The sequence below is a fragment of the Brachybacterium sp. AG952 genome, from assembly GCF_004362645.1.
In the GTDB taxonomy this organism is placed as follows: Bacteria; Actinomycetota; Actinomycetes; order Actinomycetales; family Dermabacteraceae; genus Brachybacterium; species Brachybacterium conglomeratum.
The window spans coordinates 37,199-52,939 of the sequence record NZ_SNXV01000005.1 but is presented as its reverse complement, the minus strand read 5'-3'; the positions used below and the strand labels follow the sequence as shown (position 1 = coordinate 52,939).

Here is a 15,741-nt window from a genome sequence, read left to right as displayed (position 1 = left end):
CCCTCAGACGTTCGGCGGGGGGTCGCGGCGCTCGGAGACGCTGTGCCCCGGAGCGTTCTGGGTGTCCACCACGGTCTTGCGCGAGCGCAGCATCAGCAGCAGGCCGACGAGGAACAGCACCGCTCCCGCGACCATCAGGATGGTGCCGAGCATGGCCGAGTCCACCCCCGGCATGTCGATCTCGAGGGCGAAGCGCGCGATGGCTCCCAGGACGAAGAGGATGATTCCGCCGACGATGGCGCCCATGAGGTGCTCCTTGAGGAAGGGGGTGTGACGCACGCCATGATACGGGGCGGTCCCGATCGTCCCGTGGCACCCGACCGGCGGGTCGGCGGCGCGTGTCGGGATCCCGCGGCCACCGGTGGAGCGGGTCGTCATGCCCACGGCGAACAGCCATCACGCCCGCGGCGAACACACGGGGAATCCCCGCCCGATCCGCGTACTCTCGATCCATCACCACCACCGAATGGGGGAGGACCATGTTCGAACGGTTCACCGACCGGGCGCGTCGCGTCGTCGTCCTGGCGCAGGACGAGGCCCGCCTGCTCAACCACAACTACATCGGCACCGAGCACATCCTGCTGGGCCTGATCCACGAGAACGAGGGCGTCGGCGCGAAGGCGCTCGAGGCCCTCGGCGTGACGCTCGACGCCGTGCGCGAGCAGGTCCGGGACATCATCGGCGAGGGCAACCAGACCCCCTCGGGCCACATCCCCTTCACCCCGCGCGCCAAGAAGGTGCTCGAGCTGAGCCTGCGCGAGGCGCTCCAGCTCGGCCACAACTACATCGGCACCGAGCACATCCTGCTCGGCCTGCTGCGCGAGGGCGAGGGCACCGCCGTCAAGGTGCTCTCCCGCCTCAAGGCCGAGCCGTCGGCCGTGCGCCAGGAGGTCATCGAGCGCCTCTCCGGCTACCAGGGCAAGGAGCCGGCCAACGCCGGCGGCCCCTCCGAGGGCCAGCCCTCGGGCTCGCTCGTGCTGGACCAGTTCGGCCGCAACCTCACCCAGGCCGCCCGCGACGGCAAGCTCGACCCGGTCATCGGGCGCGAGAGCGAGGCCGAGCGGGTCATGCAGGTGCTCAGCCGCCGCACCAAGAACAACCCCGTCCTGATCGGCGAGCCCGGCGTCGGAAAGAGCGCCGTCGTGGAGGGCCTCGCCCAGTCGATCGTCGCCGGGGACGTCCCCGAGACGCTCAAGGACAAGCAGCTCTACACCCTCGACCTCGGCTCCCTGGTCGCGGGCTCCCGCTACCGCGGCGACTTCGAGGAGCGCCTGAAGAAGGTGCTCAAGGAGATCCGCACCCGCGGCGACATCATCCTGTTCATCGACGAGATCCACACCCTCGTCGGGGCCGGTGCCGCCGAGGGCGCGATCGACGCCGCCAGCATCCTCAAGCCCATGCTGGCCCGCGGCGAGCTGCAGACCATCGGTGCGACCACCCTCGAGGAGTACCGCAAGCACATCGAGAAGGACGCCGCGCTCGAGCGCCGCTTCCAGCCGATCCAGGTCGACGAGCCCTCGGTCGCGCACACCGTCGAGATCCTCAAGGGCCTGCGCGACCGCTACGAGGCGCACCACAAGGTGACCATCACCGACTCCGCCCTCGTCGCCGCGGCGAACCTCGCCGACCGCTACGTCAACGACCGCTTCCTGCCGGACAAGGCGATCGACCTGATCGACGAGGCCGGTGCCCGGCTGCGCATCCGCCGCCTGACCGCGCCGCCGGAGCTCAAGGAGTTCGACTCCCGCATCGAGGAGGCGCGGAAGAAGAAGGAGGAGGCGATCGACGGGCAGGACTTCGAGCTCGCCGCGAACCTCCGCGACGAGGAGCAGAAGCTCAAGTCCGAGCGGGACGAGAAGGAGAAGGCCTGGCGCCACGGCGAGTCCGACGCGGTGACCACCGTCTCCGAGGAGGTCATCGCCGAGGTCCTCGCCGCCTCCACCGGCATCCCGATCGTGAAGCTCACCGAGGAGGAGTCCTCGCGCCTGCTGAACATGGAGGACGAGCTGCACAAGCGCGTCATCGGGCAGGACGAGGCCATCAAGGCCATCTCCCGGGCGATCCGCCGCACCCGTGCGGGCCTGAAGGATCCCAAGCGCCCCGGCGGCTCGTTCATCTTCGCCGGGCCCACCGGCGTCGGCAAGACGGAGCTGGCCAAGGCCCTGGCCGAGTTCCTCTTCGGCGACGAGGAAGCGCTCATCCAGCTGGACATGTCGGAGTTCGGCGAGAAGCACACCGCCTCGCGCCTGTTCGGCTCGCCCCCCGGCTACGTCGGCTACGACGAGGGCGGCCAGCTCACCGAGAAGGTGCGCCGCAAGCCGTTCTCCGTCGTGCTGTTCGACGAGGTGGAGAAGGCCCACGTGGACATCTTCAACTCGCTGCTGCAGATCCTGGAGGACGGCCGCCTGACCGACTCCCAGGGCCGCGTGGTGGACTTCAAGAACACCATCATCATCATGACCACCAACCTCGGCACCCGGGACATCGCCAAGGGCGTCTCCATGGGCTTCACCGCGGGCGGCGACCTCTCCACCGACTACGAGCGGATGAAGTCGAAGGTCCACGAGGAGCTCAAGCAGCACTTCAAGCCCGAGTTCCTCAACCGCGTCGACGACGTGGTGGTCTTCCCGCAGCTGTCCAGGACCGAGATCATCCAGATCGTCGATCTCGAGGTCGCGAAGCTCTCGCGTCGCCTGCAGGACCGCGACATGACGCTCGAGCTCACGCAGCCGGCGAAGGATCTGCTGGCCGAGAAGGGCTACGACCCCGTGCTGGGCGCGCGGCCGCTGCGCCGCACCATCCAGCGCGACATCGAGGACTCCCTCTCCGAGCGGATCCTGTTCGGCCAGGTCCAGGTCGGCGACCAGATCGTGGTCGACGCCGAGGGCGAGGGCCTGCTGGGCGATCTCACCTTCGCCCGCCGCGGCGAGGACGGCTCCCTCGAGCCGATCTCCGATGTGGTCGACGTGGAGTCGATGACCCAGGCCCGCGCCGAGGACGTCACCCACGCGGACGGCGCGGACGGCGCCGACAGCACGCCCGACAGCGCGGAGGCCAGCACCTCCTGAGCTCGGGCCACGGCCCGGCCCCCGTCCGCGGGAGCCGGGCCGTGACCGATCCCGCCTCCGGTCGCTCGCCGGAGCGCGGAGCACTCCCGGACCGGGATCACCGGTCACGGGATCACGTCCCGGAGCGCAGCGGCCCCCATGGGGCCGCGGGACCCCTGACCGGAAGGACCCATGGGAGAGCTGCTCGATCGTCTCCTCTCGCTGACCGGCGTCCTGGAGGACTGGATCCTCCAGATCGGCGACGCCTGGTGGGTCCACCTCGTCGTCTACGCCTTCGCCGCCCTGGACGGCTTCTTCCCGACCGTCCCCAGCGAGTCGACGATCGTGTCCCTGTCCTCGCTGTGGTCGAGCTCCGGAAGACCCTCGATCATCCTGATCGGGCTGGCGGCCTGGGCCGGCGCCTTCACCGGGGACAACCTCGGCTATCTCCTGGGCAATAAGATCGGCTGGGAGCGCTTCCGCTTCCTGCGCGGGGGCAAGGGTCGACGCGCGGTCGAGGCCGCGGAGAACGGGCTGCGCAAGCGGGCCCTGGTCTTCCTCATGACGGCCCGCTACATCCCCTTCGGTCGCACCGCCGTGAACCTCGTCGCGGGCGCCGTGCACTACCCGCACCGCCTGTTCTGGCCCCGCTCGCTGCTGTCCACCTTCGTGTGGGCGGTGTACTCCTGCGCGATCGGCGCGGTCGCCGGCGCCTGGTTCGAGAACAACCACCTGCTCGCGATCACCGTGGCGCTCGTCGCCGCGATCGTGATGGCACTGGTGGTCGAGCGGATCATCGCGGCCGTGCACCGCTGGCTCGACCGTCGCGCCGAGCGCCGCGATGCCGAGCGTCGCGACGCCGAGGCCGACGCAGAGGCCGGCTCCGCCGTCGAGACCGGCACAGGCGTCGGCACCGGTTCCGCCGTCGGCGCCGGCTCCGCCGTCGGCGCCGGCTCCGCCGTCGGCACCGGCCCCGGCGCGGACGCCGAGGCCGACGCCGCCACCACCGTCCACGGAGAGGACAGCCCCGCATGACCTCAGGCACCGCCGCGCAGATCCGTCCCGCGCTCCCGGCCGACGTCCGCGCCATCAACGCGATCGTCGAGCCGATGACCCATACCGGGATCCTGCTGGGCAAGGACCTCGTCTCCTACTACGAGGCCGTCCAGGAGTTCCTCGTCGCGGTCGACGAGGACGGCACGGTGGTGGGGTGCGGCGCCCTGCACGTGATGTGGGAGGACCTCGCGGAGGTGCGCACCCTCGCCGTGTCCGACACGGTGCGCGGCACGGGCCTCGGCCACCGGATGCTCGAGGCGCTGCTGGACCGGGCCGTGCAGCTCGGCCTCGAGCGCGTGTTCTGCCTGACCTTCGAGGTCGAGTTCTTCGCACGGCACGGCTTCGAGGAGATGGCCGAGACGGTCGACCCGGAGATCTACAGCCAGCTGCTGCGCTCCCCGGACGAGGGGATCGCGGAGTTCCTGGACCTCGCCCGGGTCAAGCCCAACACCCTGGGCAACACCCGCATGATCAAGCAGCTCGACCGGAGCGCCTGAGCCCGTCGGCGCCGTGCTTCAGGGCTTGCGCGGTGCCTCAGGGCAGACGCAGGCCGGGGAGCGCGCCGGCGTCGCCCGCCGCGGCGGCCCCTCCCGCCTCCTCCGCCACCGCTGCGAGCCCGTCGGCCAGCAGGGAGCGCACGCAGCGCTCCACCCGCACCGGATCCTCGGGATCCAGCGCTGCGAGCATCGCAGGACCGGCCGCGCCCTGCTCGCGCAGCAGCGCCATGATCCGACCGCGCATCTGCCGGTCCGTCCCCTCGAAGGACTGACGGCGTCGCGTGTCCTCCTCGGGGTCGGGGCGGCCCGCGGCGACCCACGCGCAGCCGACCCTCGCGAGGGGGCACTGGGCGCAGCGGGGCGTCCGCGCAGTGCACACCAGCGCGCCGAGCTCCATCACGGCCTGGTTCCACGCCACCGACCGCTCACGCTCCGCGGGCAGCGTGTGCGTGGCGAGCGCCCGTTCGGCGGCGGAGTAGGAGCGGTCCGACAGCGCCCTGCCGCGGACGGCGCGGGCGAGGACGCGCCGGATGTTGGTGTCCACGACCACGGCGCGGTCGTGGTGGGCGAAGGCGGTGACCGCGGCGGCGGTGTACTCGCCGATCCCGGGCAGCGACCGCAGCCGCTCCTCGCCGCGCGGGACCACGCCCCCGTGCGCGCGCACGATCTCGCGCGCGCACTCCTGCAGACGCAGCGCGCGTCGCGGATAGCCGAGCCGATCCCAGGCGCGCAGCACCTCGGAGGTCGGGGCATCGGCGAGGTCGGCCGGTTCGGGCCAGCGCTGCATCCACTCCAGCCAGCGCGGCAGCACCCGCACCACGGGGGTCTGCTGCAGCATCACCTCGGAGACGAGGATCCCCCAGGGCGTCGCGTCGGGAGAGCGCCAGGGGAGGTCGCGGGCGGTCTCCGCGTACCAGGCGATCGTCGCCTCGATCATCGCCTCGAGAGCGGGACCGGCCGCAGCGGCCACGTCCTCCGTGCCCGGGACGGCGGGCGCCCCGGGGCGGGTGGTGCCCTTCGGGGCGGTGGGGGAGCGGGTCACCCGGGGGACGGTATCGCATCCCGCCCCGGCGCCGGGGCGGGCACCGGTCTCGCGCGCGGGGCCCGCCCGGGTAACGACGTCCACCCCGGGAACGGCGACGGGGGCGGCACCGCACGGTGCCGCCCCCGTCGTGGGGTGCGCGGGCGATGCCGCGCCGGGGTGGATCAGACCTGGGGGTTGCCGCCCTGGGGGTTCTGGGTCTTGAGCAGGTCGCGGATCTCGGAGAGGAGCACGATGTCCTCGGGAGCCGCCTCGACCTCCTCCTCGACGCCCTTGCGACGGTTGGCCGCCTCGCGGGCCTTGGTCATCGGCATCACGAAGACGAAGTAGACGACGGCTGCGGTGATCAGGAAGGTGATGATCGCGGAGATCACCGCACCGAAGTTGATGAAGGTCGCCTCGTTGTTCTCGAAGATCTTGAAGCCGAAGCCCTCGACGCTGTCCGCGCCGCCCGCGGCGGCGACGACCGGGTTGATGAGGTTGTCGACGAAGGCGGTGACCAGCGCGGTGAACGCGCCGCCGATCACGACACCGACCGCGAGGTCGATGACGTTGCCCTGCATGACGAAGTCCTTGAAGCCCTTCATGGGGAGTTCCTTCTCAAGATGGGGGATGAGGGAGAACCGAAGTCACGGCCCGCTCGGACTCTAGCGGATCACGGACACCGTGACGTTCGACGTACCGAGAGCGTGAGCGACTTCTCCGGACCGCTGCCGGTCCACGAGGACAAGCGCCTGGACACCGGTATCGGTCCCTGTGCTGAGCGCTCCCGGGCTCGTCGCGGCGGCGGAGAGGGAACGGATCTCCGCGGGGATGCGGGTCGCGGACCCGTCCACGGGATCGCTCATCAGCAGCTCGATCCGCGTCCCCGATCGGAGATGCGGCAGCAGCACCTCCGGCACGGGGACGGCCAGCAGCGCCGTCCCCTCGGGGAGGGGGTCCTCGCCGGTGGCGAGGAGATCCCCGGAGAGGATCGGGCCGTCCGCGGCGACCGGGGCGGCGAGGCGCTCGCCCACGAGGTCCTCCACCGCGGTCGCGGCACCGGAGGGCACCAGCGAGCTCGCGACCTCGACGGTGCGCATCTGCTCCGCCTCCAGGGCGGTGCCGGTCGGCAGGTCCTCGGCGGCGACCACCACCTCCGTCCCCGTCACCGAGCCCGGCACGAGCGAGGGCACCAGCAGCACCGCGGCGGCGGCCACGACGAGCACGGCCAGGGTGCGGCGCCGACGGCGCAGGGCCCGGCGCCATGTCGGCAGGTGAGGGAGCAGTCGAGTGAGCATGCCCCGACGCTAGGGCCGCCTCCGCGACGGCGCGAGGGATCGCGCCCCGCAGTGGACGGCGGGGCGGTGGGGAGGAGAGGTCAGGAGGCCGCGGCGGCGGGCTGCGAGGCGGAGCCCGCCGAGGACCCGCCCGAGGAGGGGCCGGCCGAGGACGAGGGGGCCGATCCCTCCGAGGACGAGGCGGAGCCGCCCACCCCGTCGGAAGAGGAGCCCCCGCCCACGGTGGAGGCGCCCGAGGTCGCCGAGTCCGTCGAGTAGAAGCCCGATCCCTTGAAGACGATGCCCACCGAGTCGAAGACCTTCCGCAGGGCTTCCTGCGCGCACTCGGGGCAGGTGGTCAGCGAGTCCTCGCTGAAGCTCTGGTACTGCTCGAAACGATGTCCGCAGTTCTTGCAGGCATAGACGTACGTGGGCACGCGGGTCCTCCGGGATGGTCGATGTGCGGGCCGCGCACGGGCGGCCGCAGGAAGTCTACGACCGCGCGGCGCTCAGGCGGGATCGGAGGTGACCAGCGAGACGATCCCGTCGGCCGTCAGCACCTCGCGGATCGGCACGTCGTGCTCCTCGCGGGGGAGCGTCCCGGCCGCGAGCAGCTCGTGCGGATGGATCACGACCACCACCCGCGCCTCGGCCGGAAGGGTGGTCAGCGCCCTGTCGTAGTAGCCGGCGCCGTGCCCGATCCGGGTGCCGGAGCGGTCCACGGAGAGCGCGGGGGCGAGCACGAGCACCGCCTCGGAGAGCGCATCGGGCCCGAGCCGCTCGCCCCGGGGCTCCTTCCCGAAGCCGCGGCCGGGGGAGTCGGCGAAGGCGGAATGGCCGTCCCAGCGGATCCACTCGAGCTCCGGCCCGGCGGCGGCGGGGAACACGAGCTCCGCGCCCCGCGCGGCGAGGGCGGAGGCCAGCGGCATCACGTCGGCCTCCGTCGGGGTGGGATGGAAGGCGGCGACGCGAGGGGCCGGGTCCCCGGCCTCCTCGCGACGTGCGGCCAGCGCCTCGATGTCCGCGACGATCCCCGCGGCATGCGCGAGGATCGCCTCCGCCTCGCGGGAGCGCCGGCCGGGGTCCTCGCCGTACACGGCACGCCGGTCCGCGCGCAGCGTCGTGCGCAGCGCCTTCTTCTCCGACTGCTTGTCCACGAGCTGCTCGTCCACGAGTGCCTCCTTCTCCTGCTGCGCGCTCTGCAACTGCGCAGGCGCCCGCTCGCCGCCCGGCGCGCCGACCCGGGGGTGGGAGGCCCCGGGCTGCGGCGCATCGGCCGAGGCCGGGCGTCCACGGCCCAGAGTCGCACACGGCGGGAGAACGCGCAGGCGAGTCCGTGGGACGTCTACGATGACGCGATGGTTCACGTGTGGCCCCTGGTCCTGCGCGATGGGGAGCTGACGCTGCGCCCGCTGCGACGGCGCGACCGCGGAGACTTCGAGCGGCTGCGCGCCCGCAGCGCCGACTGGCTGCGGCCGTGGGACGCGACGGACCCGCTGAGCGAGCGCGGGCCCGCGGACTTCCGCACCCTGCGCCGCTGGGCCGACGAGCAGGCGCGGCTGGGGACCTCCCTCCCGCTCGCGATGGTCGTCGGCGGACGGGTGATCGGGCAGATCACCGCGGGCCCCATCCAGTACGGGGCGGTGCGTTCGGCGGTGCTCGGCTACTGGGTGGACCGGGAGATGGCCGGCCGCGGACTGGCGCCGCGCGCGGCGGCGCTGGTGATCGACCACCTCTTCGCCGAGCTGGGCCTGCACCGGGTCGAGGTGACCGTGCGGCCCGAGAACGCGCCGAGCCTGCGCGTGGTCCAGAAGCTGAACCTGCGCCCCGAGGGGATGCGTCGCGCGGCGATCCACGTCGACGGCGGCTGGCGCGACCACCTCGTCTTCGCGCTGACCGCCGAGGAGGTCGCGACCGACCACGCCGGCTACGGGGTCCTGCGCCGCCTGCAGCGCGAGCATCCGAGCCCCGCACCGACCGGCTGAGCCCCGCGGTGGCACGGCGCACGGAATTGCTCGCCGACACGCCCGTTCCGTGACCAGGCGAATCACATCGGTGTCATTACTGTGGCGGTGTGGAGTCGATCAATCTCGGTGCCGTCCTCTTCGGCGGCCTGCTGCTGCTGTGGCTGGTGTACGCGCTGCCGCGCACCGCGGCCCGTCGCGAGGTGATGGGCCGCGCCCGCGCCGCGGACGAGGCCGGGATGACGCCCCAGGCCCGGGATCTCTCCGAGGCCGTCCACGCCCGCCGCTCGTCTGCCGAGGTGACCACCCCCATGCCCCAGGACCGCCTGCTCATGCGTCCCGCCGATCCGACCCGTCGGCCCCGCTTCGACACCGACCCCGGCACCCGCGTCGACCTCGGCGAGGAGCGCGGACGCTCGCGCCGTCTCATGCGCGGGGTGCTGATCGGGCTGATCGTCCTCACCGCCGCGCTGGTCGTCGGCGCGGTCGCGAACGTGCTGCCCTGGTGGCCGCCGGTCCTCGGCGCGGTCGTGCTCGGCGTGTTCCTGGTGGGGCTGCGCCGTGCCGAGCTGGAGCGTCGGGCCCGCCTCACCCGCGCCGCGACCCGCGCCCGTCAGGAGCGGGCCGAGGCCGAGACCGCGCCTCGACGCGCCGAGCAGGCGCCAGCGAGCGCCGGGCGCGAGCTGTCCGCCCCGTCGGCCGTCTCCGCCGCGCAGCACCCCGCCGCGTCCGCGGAGGCCGAGACCGCCTCCGCGTCCGTGCTCGAGACCGCCTCGGAGCGCGCGGCCGAGCAGGTCACGCGGCCGGGGGAGTGGACGCCCCGCCCGGTGCCGCGGCCCACCTACGCCCTGCGCGGCGAGGTCGACGACCTCGCCAGCCGTCACGCCGCCCACCGCCGCAGCATGCTCCCGGAGTCCGTGCCGCTGGAGCGCGCCCACGTCGAGGAGGCGGAGGCGGTCGAGGAGAGCTTCGCCCCCGCCCAGGACCTCCACCTCGACGAGATCCTCGCCCGCCGCCGCGCCTGAGGCGGACCCGGTGCGCGACCTCGCAGGGCTCGACGGACTGCTGGCCCGGGCGGGATGGTCCGAGCGGCCCCTCGCGGTCCTCGACCTCGACGCCGTCGACGCCAATGCCGACGACCTCCTCCGCCGCGCCGGCGGCACCCCGGTGCGCATCGCCTCGAAGTCGCTGCGGGTGCGGGGGCTGCTCGACCGGCTCCTCGCCCGCCCCGGCATCGCCGGGATCCTCGCCTTCACCCTCCCCGAGGCCCTGTGGCTCGTCGCCCACGGGGCACGGGACGTGCTGGTCGCCTATCCGACCGCGGAGCGCGGGGCGCTGCGCCGCCTCGCCGCCTCGCCCGAGGCGTTGGGCGCGATCACGCTCATGGTCGACGAGACCGCGCAGCTGGACCTGATCCTCGACGCCACCGCCGACCTCCCTCCCCGCACGGGCGGACGCAGGATCCGCGTGGCGCTCGAGCTCGACGTCTCCTTTGCCCCGCTGCCCGGGATCCGCTTCGGCGCCCTGCGCTCGCCGGTGCGTACGGCGGGCCAGGCCGTCGACCTCGCCCGCGCGGTGCTCGCCCGGCCCCGGCTCCGGCTGGTGGGCCTGATGGCCTACGAGGGCCACATCGCCGGGGTCACCGACGCCGCCCCCACCCCCTACGGCGCCGCGGTCCGCGCGATGAAGCGCCTGTCCCGCCCCGAGATCGCCGCACGCCGCGCCGAGGTGGTCGCCGCCGTCCGGGCGCTCGCCCCGCTCGAGTTCGTCAACGCCGGCGGCACCGGCTCGCTCGAGTCCAGCGCCGCCGAGGAGGCCGTCACCGAGGTTGCGGCCGGCTCGGGACTGATCGGGCCGGGCCTCTTCGACCATTACCGCGGCTTCACCCCGCAGCCCGCGCTGTGGCTGGGCACCTCCGTCGTGCGCCGCCCCGCCCAGGGCGTCGCGACCGTGCTCGGCGGCGGGTGGATCGCCTCCGGCCCGCCCGGCACGGACCGCCTGCCCACCATCGCCCATCCGCCCGGACTCGCCTTCGCTCCGCAGGAGGCGGCCGGCGAGGTGCAGACCCCCGTGATCGGACCCGCCGCCGAGGACCTGCGCGTCGGCGACACGGTGTGGCTGCGGCACGCCAAGTCGGGCGAGCCCGCCGAGCACTTCTCCCACTACCTGCCCGTCCAGGGCGAGCAGGTCCTGGACCCGATGCCCACCTACCGCGGCGAGGGCCGGACCTTCCTCTGACCCCCGGCCCGCAGCGCCCTGCCGCCCCTGTCCCGGAAGGAGCCGTCGATGACGACGAGCCCGAGCCGCCGCCCGCGCACCGACCGCCCCCGACCGCGCCGCAACTGGTCCGGCGCGGTCCGCTTCACCCCGCACGAGATCCTCGCCCCCACCAGCGAGGACGAGGTCACCGCCGCGCTCCGGGAGGCACGCTCCCGCGGTCTCCCGCTGCGCGTGCTCGGCGGCGGCCACTCCTTCTCCCCGCTGGTGGCGACCGACGGGCTGCTCCTCACCCTCGACGGCTATCAGGGTCTGGTCCGCGCCGATCCCGCGACCGGCCTGGTGACCCTGCGCGGCGGCACCCGGCTCTGGACGGTCGCCGAGCTCCTCGCCCCGCACGGCCTGGCGCTGGAGACGATGGGGGACATCGACCGGCAGTCGATCGCCGGCGCGATCCAGACCGGCACCCACGGCACCGGCGCGCGCTACACCGGCTTCGCGGGCACGGTGCGCGCACTGCGGATCGCCCTGCCCGACGGCTCCGTCCTCGACACCTCGCCGGCCCGGGACCAGGACCTCTTCGAGGCGGCACGGCTCGGCCTCGGCACGATCGGGGTGATCCTCGAGGTGACCCTGCAGTGCGTGCCCGCCTACCGGCTCGAGATGGTCGAGACCACCCGGCCCCTCGACGAGGCGGCCGGCGAGTTCCTCGCGACCTGCGAGAGCGAGGACCACCACGAGATCTTCTGGTTCCCCCGCACCGACCGCGCGACCGTGCGCACCATGCGCCGTCTCCCGGCCGACGCGTCCCGGCAGCGGCCCTCGCGCGCCGCCGAGCTGCTGCAGCGCGAGGTGCTCGGCAACGGCGCCTGGGAGATGCTGTGCCGCGCCGCCGCCCTCGCCCCGCCGCTGTCGAGGCCCGTCGCCGAGATCGCCTCCCACGTCTTCGCAGGGCCGCGCACCGTCGACGACTCCGCCGCGGTGTACGCCGCACCGCGCCGCGTGCGCTTCCACGAGTCGGAGTGGGCGCTGCCGGCCGAGCACCTCGAGGCGGCGCTCACGGCGCTGCGCGCCCGCTTCACGGCCGAGGACGTGCGCGTCACTTTCCCCCTCGAGATTCGCCGGGCCGCGGCCGACGACGTCTGGCTCTCCACGGCGTTCGAGCGGGAGACCGTGTACATCGCCGCGCACCGGTACCACCGCGAGGAGGCCGGGCCCTACCTGCTGCTCGTCCAGCGAACCCTCGCCGACTTCGGGGCGAGGCCCCACTGGGGCAAGATGCACTGGCTGGGCGCCCGCGAGCTCTCCCGGCTCTACCCGCGCTTCGAGGACTTCCGCGCCGTGCGCCGCGCCGCGGACCCGGACGGCCAGCTCATGACGCCTGCGCTGCGCCATCTTCTCGGGGCATGACCCGGCGATGCCGTGGAGGGCCGGTCGAGGAAGGGGAGGCGTCCGTGCTCCGGGCCGTCGCCCCGAGGCTGACCAGGGCGGACTAGCCTGGCGGTGATGAACACCACCGATTCCTCCGCCCCGTCTCCGGCCCAGCTGCTCGAGCACGCCCTCACCGCCGCGCATGCCGCCGCCGAGTACCTCCGCGGCCTCGACCGCGACGACCTCTCCCGCGAGTACAAGACCTCCAGCCACGACATCGTCACCGAGCACGACCGCCGCAGCGAGGAGATCATCGTCTCCGAGCTGCGCCGTCTGCTGCCCAGCGCCCGCATCGTCGGCGAGGAGGGCGGCGAGCGCCCCGCCGCGGAGCACTCCGGTCCCGAGCAGGTCAGCTTCTACGTCGACCCGATCGACGGCACCAGCAACTTCGCCGCCGGCCTGCCGCTGTTCTGCATCTCGATCGGCGTCACCATCGGCGACGAGCTGGTCGCCGGCGTGATCGACGCGCCGGTGCTCGGCCAGGTCTTCGCCGCGGCCGACGGCCCCGCGACCCTGAACGGCCGCGAGATCATCCCGCGCGATACCCGCCCGGCCCCCGATGCCCTCGTGCTCTCCGGCTACCCCGGCCAGCGCACCGGCTCCCGCTTCCCGGAGTACGCCGCGAACGCCGTCCGCACCCTCGAGGACTCGGTCTCCGCGGTGCGCCACCTGGGCTCCGCCGCGCTCGAGCTCGCCTACGTCGCCGCGGGATGGGCGGACGCCACCGCGCTGACCGCGATCAACTCCTGGGACGTCGCGGCCGGCTTCCACATCCTCCGCCGCGCCGGAGGCTCCCTGCGCACCTGGCCCGGAGAGGAGGTCGCCGAGCGGCCCGACCACCTCCAGCCCGCCTACGTCGCCTGCTCCGGCCAGGGGCGGCTCGAGGTGCTCGACGGTCTGCAGGACGAGCTGCAGGCCCTGCGGGTCGGGAGCTGAACGCCCGCTCTGTGACCTTCGTCAAGAGGCCCGCCTCGATGCGACAGCATCCCTGGTGGGGTGCTAATCTGATGCGGTCGCCGAGCGACATGGGGCTATGGCGCAGTTGGTAGCGCGTCTCGTTCGCAATGAGAAGGTCGGGGGTTCGAATCCCCCTAGCTCCACAAAATCACCCCGCTGGTCTCCGGACCGGCGGGGTTCTTCGTGCCGGCGAACGGGACGACCGCGGCGATGCCGCCATCGATTCCGTCCCGTCCCTTGCGCCTCGACGTGTGACCGGGTTCACTCGGTCGTGCATCGGTCCGACGACACCGAGGGGGACACCATGACCGACGCACGCTCCACCTACGATCCCGACGGCGGGTACGACCCGGACGGCGGGTATGACCCGGATGGCGGGTATGACCCGGATGGCGGGTATGACCCGGACGGGGGCTATGACCCGGATGGCGGGTATGACCCGGACGGGGGCTACGACCCCGATGGTGGGTATGACCCGGACGGGGGCTACGACCCCGATGGTGGGTACGACCCGGACGGGGGCTACGACCCGGACGGCGGCTATGACCCGGATGGCGGCCTTATCTGAGTCGACCACGGTGCGGCGTCCGCGACGAGCGGGCGCCGCACCGTCATGTCCAGCCCGTCAGTCGCGTGCCAGCAGCGCTCGCAGCACAGCCCGGTCATCGTGCGGCACGCGCTGCGTCCCCACCAGCTGCTCCGTCTCGTCGCCCTTGCCGGCCACCAGTACCACGTCGCCGCTGCGCGCCATCTCCCAGGCGGCGCGGATCGCATCGGCCCGGCGCGGCACCTCGATCGAGTCCGGGCAGCCCTCCCGCACCTCGGCGCGGATCCGGGCGGGCGGCTCCCGGCGCGGGTTGTCGTCGGTGAGGACGACGAGGTCCGCGAGTTCGGCCGCGATCTCGCCCATCGGGGCGCGCTTGGCCCGGTCGCGCTCCCCGCCGGCACCGACCACCAGGAGCACCCTGCCCTCGGTCCGGTCCCGCACCGCCGTGAGCGCTGTGCGCAGCGCCGCGGGGTTGTGCGCGGTGTCGACCATCGCGGTGACGCCGCCGCGGCGCCCGATCACCTCGAGCCGACCCGGGGGAGGAGCCACCCCGGCCAGCGCCTCGGCCACCGTCCCGGGCCCCGCACCGAGGGCGATCACCGCGCTCGCCGCGAGCAGAAGGTTCATCACCGCCACCGCGTGCACCGTCGGCAGCAGCACCGGGAGACGCTGCGAGCCCACGCACAGCACCCCCTCGAGCCGCACCGCCCCGTCGGCCGCGGCGACCTCCTCGGCCTCCTCGAGCACCACGTCACCGCCGGGACCGACCGTCACCAGGCGCGCCCCGCGCCGCGCCGCCGCGTCCCGCACCAGATCCCCCTGCGCGCAGTCCGTCGCCAGCACCGCCACCCCGTCGGGCCGCAGGTGCTCCTCGAACAGCCGCAACTTCGCGCCCCAGTACGCCTCGAGGCTGCCGTGCACGTCGAGATGGTCGCGCTCGAGCCCGGTGCACACCGCCACGTCGACCTCGACGTGCTCGAGCAGCCCGTCCTTGAGGATCCCCACGAAGGCCTCGAGCGAGATCGCCTCCGCACCGAGCGCGACCTGCTCGGCGATGAGGTCCGGCAGGAACTGCGCAGAGCGCCGGAACTGCGCGGGCCTCACCGCACCGTGCACGTCGTCGATCCCGGTCGAGTCGCAGCCGGCCGCGCGCAGCCCCGCCGCGCGCAGCAGCTGCAGGGTCGCGGTCGCGACGGTGGTCTTGCCGTTGGTGCCGGTGACTGCGCTGACGAGCGGGCGGCCGACGGGTGCGGTGACGGGCTGGATCATCGTTCTCCCCCTGGGACGACGGCAGCACGCGCGGACGGCGCACCGCTCTCATCCCACCACACGACCAGGGCCCGTCCCAGGCCCGGCACTCGTCATCAGGCCCCGGAGCGTGAGGGCGGGATCGGACGGAACCGTCCGCCCGCACCGCGGCTCAGCACCACGGCGCTCGCCGGAGCGACCTCGCACACGGTCTCCTCGAGATGCCGGGCCACCGCCGCGAGGGCCCGCCGTGCCGACTCGTCCTCCTCCGCCCGGGAGCTCGGATCCACGCCGAAGCGCAGCACCACCCGGCCGACGCGCCGGCCCGCGACGAGCGGCGCCTCGACGTCCTTCCGCTCCACGGCGTGGAGGGAGCCGAGCGCGAGCGCGGCCTGCTCGAGCACGTCGGCGGGGGAGGAGCCGGCGCGCAGCGCACCGATCGGCAGGTGGAGGCGGTAGCTCGGCATCGTCCCAGG

Annotated in this window: 17 protein-coding genes and 1 tRNA gene; 10 read left to right on the top strand and 8 right to left on the bottom strand. The window is 73.6% G+C overall.

The window, feature by feature from the left end; translation table 11 throughout:
* Window positions 1-3: 3 nt before the first annotated feature.
* A complete protein-coding gene (locus DEU31_RS12685; protein ID WP_231881037.1) occupies window positions 4-279 on the bottom strand; it encodes a DUF6458 family protein in 276 nt (91 codons plus the stop codon).
* A gap of 200 nt (window positions 280-479) precedes the next feature.
* Here DEU31_RS12685 and DEU31_RS12680 point away from each other — a divergent pair, with 200 nt between their 5' ends.
* The 3 genes from DEU31_RS12680 (at window position 480) to DEU31_RS12670 (ending at window position 4,600) form a co-directional block, all read left to right on the top strand.
* Window positions 480-3,068 carry an ATP-dependent Clp protease ATP-binding subunit gene (locus DEU31_RS12680; protein ID WP_010551057.1) on the top strand — a complete coding sequence of 863 codons (2,589 nt, stop codon included), beginning with the start codon at window positions 480-482 and terminating at the stop codon, window positions 3,066-3,068.
* Between the two features lie 171 nt (window positions 3,069-3,239).
* Window positions 3,240-4,082: a VTT domain-containing protein gene (locus tag DEU31_RS12675; protein WP_133677429.1), complete on the top strand. Its 843-nt coding sequence runs from the start codon at window positions 3,240-3,242 to the stop codon at window positions 4,080-4,082.
* The gene (locus DEU31_RS12670) at window positions 4,079-4,600 is read left to right on the top strand and encodes an amino-acid N-acetyltransferase (protein ID WP_010551059.1); all 522 of its coding nucleotides are present in this window, start codon (window positions 4,079-4,081) and stop codon (window positions 4,598-4,600) included. Before DEU31_RS12675 ends, DEU31_RS12670 begins: the two co-directional genes overlap by 4 nt.
* Before the next feature lie 37 nt (window positions 4,601-4,637).
* Here the strand turns inward: DEU31_RS12670 and DEU31_RS12665 are convergent, their stop codons facing one another.
* From DEU31_RS12665 to DEU31_RS12645, 5 genes are all read right to left on the bottom strand, one after another.
* Window positions 4,638-5,537, bottom strand: a complete 900-nt coding sequence (locus DEU31_RS12665; protein ID WP_133677553.1) for an A/G-specific adenine glycosylase — start codon at window positions 5,535-5,537, stop codon at window positions 4,638-4,640.
* A 269-nt stretch (window positions 5,538-5,806) separates the two neighbouring features.
* Complete coding sequence (mscL, locus tag DEU31_RS12660) at window positions 5,807-6,229, bottom strand: large conductance mechanosensitive channel protein MscL (protein ID WP_010551061.1); 423 nt, start codon at window positions 6,227-6,229, stop codon at window positions 5,807-5,809.
* 60 nt (window positions 6,230-6,289) lie between these two features.
* Window positions 6,290-6,922, bottom strand: a complete 633-nt coding sequence (locus DEU31_RS12655; protein ID WP_133677428.1) for an SAF domain-containing protein — start codon at window positions 6,920-6,922, stop codon at window positions 6,290-6,292.
* Window positions 6,923-7,002: 80 nt separating this feature from the next.
* On the bottom strand, window positions 7,003-7,338 hold the full coding sequence (locus DEU31_RS12650) for an FmdB family zinc ribbon protein (RefSeq protein WP_133677427.1): 336 nt from the start codon (window positions 7,336-7,338) through the stop codon (window positions 7,003-7,005).
* A 72-nt stretch (window positions 7,339-7,410) separates the two neighbouring features.
* Window positions 7,411-8,073 (bottom strand): 5-formyltetrahydrofolate cyclo-ligase, encoded by a 663-nt coding sequence (locus DEU31_RS12645; RefSeq protein WP_010551064.1) that lies wholly within the window; start codon window positions 8,071-8,073, stop codon window positions 7,411-7,413.
* Window positions 8,074-8,259: 186 nt separating this feature from the next.
* Between DEU31_RS12645 and DEU31_RS12640 the strand changes: the two genes are divergently transcribed.
* The 7 genes from DEU31_RS12640 (at window position 8,260) to DEU31_RS16865 (ending at window position 14,038) form a co-directional block, all read left to right on the top strand.
* Window positions 8,260-8,886: a GNAT family protein gene (locus DEU31_RS12640; protein ID WP_010551065.1), complete on the top strand. Its 627-nt coding sequence runs from the start codon at window positions 8,260-8,262 to the stop codon at window positions 8,884-8,886.
* A gap of 89 nt (window positions 8,887-8,975) precedes the next feature.
* Window positions 8,976-9,890 carry a hypothetical protein gene (locus DEU31_RS12635; protein ID WP_133677426.1) on the top strand — a complete coding sequence of 305 codons (915 nt, stop codon included), beginning with the start codon at window positions 8,976-8,978 and terminating at the stop codon, window positions 9,888-9,890.
* Window positions 9,891-9,900: 10 nt separating this feature from the next.
* On the top strand, window positions 9,901-11,103 hold the full coding sequence (locus tag DEU31_RS12630; RefSeq protein WP_133677425.1) for an alanine racemase: 1,203 nt from the start codon (window positions 9,901-9,903) through the stop codon (window positions 11,101-11,103).
* A 48-nt stretch (window positions 11,104-11,151) separates the two neighbouring features.
* Entirely contained in the window at window positions 11,152-12,492 is a 1,341-nt protein-coding gene (locus tag DEU31_RS12625) for a D-arabinono-1,4-lactone oxidase (RefSeq protein WP_133677424.1), read from the top strand.
* A 96-nt stretch (window positions 12,493-12,588) separates the two neighbouring features.
* Window positions 12,589-13,449, top strand: a complete 861-nt coding sequence (locus tag DEU31_RS12620) for an inositol monophosphatase family protein (protein ID WP_133677423.1) — start codon at window positions 12,589-12,591, stop codon at window positions 13,447-13,449.
* A 91-nt stretch (window positions 13,450-13,540) separates the two neighbouring features.
* Window positions 13,541-13,613: transfer RNA gene (locus tag DEU31_RS12615), tRNA-Ala, on the top strand.
* 161 nt (window positions 13,614-13,774) lie between these two features.
* Window positions 13,775-14,038, top strand: a complete 264-nt coding sequence (locus tag DEU31_RS16865) for a hypothetical protein (protein WP_166649513.1) — start codon at window positions 13,775-13,777, stop codon at window positions 14,036-14,038.
* Between the two features lie 57 nt (window positions 14,039-14,095).
* Here the strand turns inward: DEU31_RS16865 and murE are convergent, their stop codons facing one another.
* Both murE and DEU31_RS12600 read right to left on the bottom strand, forming a co-directional pair.
* The gene (gene murE / locus DEU31_RS12605; RefSeq protein ID WP_133677422.1) at window positions 14,096-15,286 is read right to left on the bottom strand and encodes a UDP-N-acetylmuramyl-tripeptide synthetase; all 1,191 of its coding nucleotides are present in this window, start codon (window positions 15,284-15,286) and stop codon (window positions 14,096-14,098) included.
* 95 nt (window positions 15,287-15,381) lie between these two features.
* Entirely contained in the window at window positions 15,382-15,732 is a 351-nt protein-coding gene (locus tag DEU31_RS12600) for a hypothetical protein (RefSeq protein ID WP_010551072.1), read from the bottom strand.
* Between the last annotated feature and the right edge of the window lie 9 nt (window positions 15,733-15,741).

What these genes read in the sequence shown, in the direction of transcription:
- DEU31_RS12680 (WP_010551057.1), top strand. Translation starts at nt 480, where the DNA reads ATGTTCGAACGGTTCACCGACCGGGCGCGTCGCGTCGTCGTCCTGGCG.
- DEU31_RS12675 (WP_133677429.1), top strand. Translation starts at nt 3,240, where the DNA reads ATGGGAGAGCTGCTCGATCGTCTCCTCTCGCTGACCGGCGTCCTGGAG.
- DEU31_RS12670 (WP_010551059.1), top strand. Translation starts at nt 4,079, where the DNA reads ATGACCTCAGGCACCGCCGCGCAGATCCGTCCCGCGCTCCCGGCCGAC.
- DEU31_RS12665 (WP_133677553.1), bottom strand. Translation starts at nt 5,537, where the DNA reads ATGATCGAGGCGACGATCGCCTGGTACGCGGAGACCGCCCGCGACCTC.
- mscL (WP_010551061.1), bottom strand. Translation starts at nt 6,229, where the DNA reads ATGAAGGGCTTCAAGGACTTCGTCATGCAGGGCAACGTCATCGACCTC.
- DEU31_RS12655 (WP_133677428.1), bottom strand. Translation starts at nt 6,922, where the DNA reads ATGCTCACTCGACTGCTCCCTCACCTGCCGACATGGCGCCGGGCCCTG.
- DEU31_RS12640 (WP_010551065.1), top strand. Translation starts at nt 8,260, where the DNA reads ATGGTTCACGTGTGGCCCCTGGTCCTGCGCGATGGGGAGCTGACGCTG.
- DEU31_RS12625 (WP_133677424.1), top strand. Translation starts at nt 11,152, where the DNA reads ATGACGACGAGCCCGAGCCGCCGCCCGCGCACCGACCGCCCCCGACCG.
- DEU31_RS12620 (WP_133677423.1), top strand. Translation starts at nt 12,589, where the DNA reads ATGAACACCACCGATTCCTCCGCCCCGTCTCCGGCCCAGCTGCTCGAG.
- DEU31_RS16865 (WP_166649513.1), top strand. Translation starts at nt 13,775, where the DNA reads ATGACCGACGCACGCTCCACCTACGATCCCGACGGCGGGTACGACCCG.
- murE (WP_133677422.1), bottom strand. Translation starts at nt 15,286, where the DNA reads ATGATCCAGCCCGTCACCGCACCCGTCGGCCGCCCGCTCGTCAGCGCA.
- DEU31_RS12600 (WP_010551072.1), bottom strand. Translation starts at nt 15,732, where the DNA reads ATGCCGAGCTACCGCCTCCACCTGCCGATCGGTGCGCTGCGCGCCGGC.